Annotated in this window: 3 protein-coding genes and 1 pseudogene; all 4 read right to left on the reverse strand. The window is 33.9% G+C overall.

The window, feature by feature from the left end; all coding sequences use genetic code 11:
* Window positions 1-360: 360 nt before the first annotated feature.
* A complete protein-coding gene (locus CHU92_RS01755) occupies window positions 361-3,021 on the reverse strand; it encodes a TonB-dependent receptor (protein WP_094411990.1) in 2,661 nt (886 codons plus the stop codon).
* Window positions 3,022-3,043: 22 nt separating this feature from the next.
* Window positions 3,044-3,802, reverse strand: coding sequence for a GLPGLI family protein (locus CHU92_RS01760; RefSeq protein WP_129582978.1), 759 nt, complete (start codon window positions 3,800-3,802; stop codon window positions 3,044-3,046).
* 62 nt (window positions 3,803-3,864) lie between these two features.
* A pseudogene (locus CHU92_RS16215) lies at window positions 3,865-4,005 on the reverse strand (GLPGLI family protein); the annotation flags it as partial.
* A 74-nt stretch (window positions 4,006-4,079) separates the two neighbouring features.
* A partial coding sequence (locus CHU92_RS01765; RefSeq protein ID WP_129582980.1) for a GLPGLI family protein occupies window positions 4,080-4,495 on the reverse strand: 416 nt, incomplete at its 5' end.

Consider the following 4,495-nt stretch of genomic DNA (forward strand, 5'->3'; position numbering starts at 1 on the left):
ATTTTATTGATTTTTAATCAATTATATTTTTTGTCGTGTACTAAAATCTTTTTATTACTATAAATGTCGGCGGTAAAATTGTACCCCCATTAAGGTTGGCCACAATTGATTCCGCCAAAGTTGCGCCCACCGCGTAGTTTTGCAGTCCGGTGACGCTTTTTCTACTTTTTTACCTCTTTGTTATTTTCATTTTTGCGGCACCACTAAAAGAAAATATTAATGATACTACTGCACTAAAGTTTTTTTATAAATATACAACTTTAATTAAACATGATGTAATTTATTTGGATTTACTGTCTAAAAAACTAATAACGTAATGATATAATTTATATTTAAGCGAGGAGTTATTTTTTTCATGTTTTAAAACCTGTATTCCATTTTTAAAAGGACGTATCTTGGCATTAACCTGTATTCTGTTTGTGAAATATTGATGTCTGAAATACTATAATTTCTGAATGTTTCTGTATTAAACAGATTATTGCCTGAAAGGAAAAATGTTAATTTATTTTCTTTAACCACATAACGGGCTTCTAAATCCAAGAAATAATATTTGTTGTTGTTTTTGTCTAAATTACCAAAAAAGTAACGTTCTGTTTGAATATCAATATTAAACTTGTCGCTAAACATAAACGACAAATCCAGGAAACTCATGTTGTCGGTAAAATTGTTTGTAATGGTTGTTTTGACCTCGTTGTATGTCCACTTTGAGCCGATATGATAGTTGAACAGGCCACGGAAGCCGGAGCGCAGTTCAAAACCATAATTGGTATTGAGGTTTTTTACTTCCCTCAAATTGGAGTTGTTCACAATGTTTTTAAAATTGGTTTTGGTTGCCCCCAGATTGATTTTTAAGTTGGATTTTATGGGTTTAAAATACCGGTCAATGCCTGATGAAATTGTTACATATTCACGGTCTCTAATTATTATTTTTTCAGATAGTGAGTAGTTTTGGGCAATGATAGCATTAGTGCTAAAAAAATCGTTATTTTTTGAATACATGATAAACGTATTGGCAAAAAATTTATCGCCCCAGCTGCCATACGTGTAATTTAAAAGTGCGGTTGAGGAATTTAACTGGTTGAACTCTTCTAAACCTTTTGAAAACGAGCGAAAACCAGTTTGTACAAACCCGGAATACACATCTAAAACTCCCGCATTTGTGGTAGTATAGGTATATGACGTAAGGATTTTATTTTTCTCGTTGATTTCCCAATCCAAACCAATTTTCGGCACTAAAAAAAACGGATTTTGATAAGATACTACATTGAAATTTTCTAATTGGTTGAATAATTGGTGGGCATCTGCCTGAGCCAGTACGGTAAAATTCTTTAGCTTAAAACGATATTTTGCTGACAAATACAAATCGCTTGTGGTATAGGTTAGATTATTTTGATAGCCATCCGGAAAGATAACATTAGTGCCGTTTTGCAGCAATTCAAATCGGGTGTTGAAGCCGTCTATCCGTAATTGATTTCCGATTTTAAGTTCTGCCAAATCGCCGTTTTTCTTCCTGTCCAGCCACTGGGCTTCCACGCCGGCAAACTGCATTTTATTATTGCTGTACTGCCGGGTACCGGTGGCATTTTCTGTAAACAAATCATTAAAAATAAACTGGTTAACGGAGTAGTTTTGGGGTGTCTGCTCATTAATGTAACGGCCTGAAAGCAGAAAAACCCTCTTATCTTTCACCTTATTGGTATAAACTATTTTTTGATCAAAAAGTTGGTTGTTGGCATTTAACCGTTCGTTTAGCACATCGTTGTTGAATACCAAATCGCTCCTGTTCTTTTCGTTGGTTTTATTAAATTTTCCGGTATATTCGAGGGTTTGGGTTTTTGAAATGTCATAGGTTACATCTACTTTACCAAAACCTGTGAGTTGTGTTTTCCTTCCTTTAAAATCTTCGGTATTGGTAAAAACGGTATTACCTACTGAAAACTGTTCAATGCTGTTCCTGAAAAAGCCTGTTTCGTCCGTGTTCAAAAAGCCAAGGGCTTTGAGTTTTATCTTTTCGGATAGTGTGAAAATACTGTTTAGCGATAGCATTTCGGCATTGTTGAGGTTGGTCCTTTTTTGCTTTAGATTTGGCGTGTCAAAACCTAAACCGAGCAGGGTATTTGCTGATTGGTCATCACCAATACTCCCGGGTTCGTCAAAACGGAAAGGGCGTATGAGGTTGTCAATATCTCCGGTGGCATCATAGCCTGTATTATTAAGGTTAGTAAGGAAGTAGTATTTATTTTTTTTGCCAAAGTTCATCAGGTTGCTCCTGACTTCATACCGGTTTTCGGAAACTAATCCATAACCTGCCTGGAAGTTACCAAACCAAACCCGCCTTGCCTCTTCTTTAAGCGTAAGGTTTAAAGCCACTTTATCACTGTTTTCTATGCCTTTCAGGTGCTTGTTATTGGAGTAGTTTTTGTAGATTTCTACTTTATCAACAGGGTTGACAGGCATGTTTTTGGTAAGTAATTTATAACCTTTTTCAAACATGTCATCGCCATCTACCATTACTTTCTCAACTTCCTGGTTACCGATTTTTATGGTGCCGCTTGCGTCAATATTTAAACCCGGTATTTTTTTTAACAAATCTTCAACGGTTTGCTCATTGCCTTGTCTGAAAGCGTCGGCTTTAAATATTATGGTATCTTTTTTTATGGTTATGGCCCGCTCCTGCTCGATAATTACTTCTTTTAGTTCCGTAACTTTTACAAGTAAAGTAAAATCTACTGTTTTTACTTCATTTTTATTTTCAATAGTGATATCTATATTTTTTTGTTCAAAACCCAAAGATGAAGCGGTTAAAACAAATTGCCCCGGCTTATCCGTTTTTAATTCATATCTGCCTAATTCATCAGTATAAGCGTAAGTAATAATCTTGCCCGTGTTATCTTTAAGAATAACACTGGCAGAGATTATGGGTTGACTGACATGATCTTTTACTTCTCCTTTAATTGTATTTTGAGATAATGTAAACTGGAAAGAAAGACAAACAATGAGATGTAGTATAAATTTAAACATTGAAAATTATAAGTCAAAAAATTTAATTTATTATTTCGATATCCGTTGATTTTCCAAATTTTACATTAAATTTCAAATTTCTATCACCTTTTGATTTCAATGTTTCTTCAAAATCGTTTTGCCATTCTTTTATTTTTTTATCAAATTGTACTTTAGAAATATTTTTAATGGATGTATCTACCTGACAGATACTTGCGTTATTTTTTAAAACTTCTGTAATTTCAAAATATACTTCATTCCGTTTATCATTAGCCAAGACAATTAAACCCGGTAATCCATTTAATTTCCAAGGGCCAAAAAATGTTGTTATTTCAGTTGTAAACCACACTACATAGTCCCGCCCTTTAAAAAAAGTAGTCGCTTTTTGGCACTTCAGGCCACCTATTATTCTTGTTTCATCTTTAATATCCCATTTAGGTGTAATCAGCGTATCGACAACTAAAAATGTGTCCTTAAAATATTTTAATTCTTTTATTGTTTTACTAATCAAACTTGTAAAAATCAATTGTTTTCGCTTGTTTGGAACAGAAATAAACCTATTTCCCTTTTCATCTTCGCTTTCTGTGGTTATTGTATCTTTTTCAAACAGCTTGTATTCAAAACACGACTCAGAATCAGACAAAGTAAGTAGAGCATCATAATTCCTTACACCATCAAATAAGGTCGACATTTTATATTTTATTTGATAATTATTTTGTGAAAAAGAATAAGCTGATAACCATAAACATAAAAGTAAACAGCAATTGTGCTTGTTAATAGATAACAAAAAAATCCTAATCATAATTTTTTTCAATACTTGTGGAGTCAACTTTATTTACTTTAACAGATGCTCCTCGTGGTTATTTAGCCGAATTGGGCAGGAATTTCTGTGGTGTACAAAAAATTATAAGTCCTGTCTCTAAATTCTAATTTTGCTTTATTGCATATATAGCTGCCTATATTGATTGTATCAGATTCTAATTTCCATTTATAATCAGGCATATTTTGGTAATTAAAAAAGGAGGTTTATCGTCTTTTTATAAAAACAATATGATAAAATTTGTTAATATGTTAAAATTTTATTCCCATTCATAAACCAGCTCCACAGAAGCCCTTTTGAACGTGGTATTTTCAGTGGAAACACCTTTGGGCTGCCTGCTTTTTTGATATTGTTGAATATCTTGGGCTTGTTCGTCTAAAAGCCGCACATAGGTTCTTAAGTCTATATTTTCATAAGCCAGCTGGGGTTCTTTTAACTGCTCCCCATCATTTTTTGTTATAGATTTTAATATCCATCTGTATTGGTTATCAGTATCATATATTTCAAAAATAAGCCCCGGCAGCCCTCCAAACTTGAAAGGCCCTGCGTTAACAGGGAAATCTTCCGAAAACCATGCGGTGTAGGCCCTGCCCCGGAAAACCATTGTTGCCTTCTTGCATTTGTAGGTGCCGAACACCTTCGTTTCAGAATCGATTATCTTCCAGTCAAAACGGA

Origin of the sequence: Flavobacterium cyanobacteriorum (genome assembly GCF_002251835.1) — a bacterium.
GTDB lineage: Bacteria > Bacteroidota > Bacteroidia > Flavobacteriales > Flavobacteriaceae > Flavobacterium > Flavobacterium cyanobacteriorum.

What these genes read in the sequence shown, in the direction of transcription:
- CHU92_RS01755 (WP_094411990.1), bottom strand. Translation starts at nt 3,021, where the DNA reads ATGTTTAAATTTATACTACATCTCATTGTTTGTCTTTCTTTCCAGTTT.
- CHU92_RS01760 (WP_129582978.1), bottom strand. Translation starts at nt 3,802, where the DNA reads ATGATTAGGATTTTTTTGTTATCTATTAACAAGCACAATTGCTGTTTA.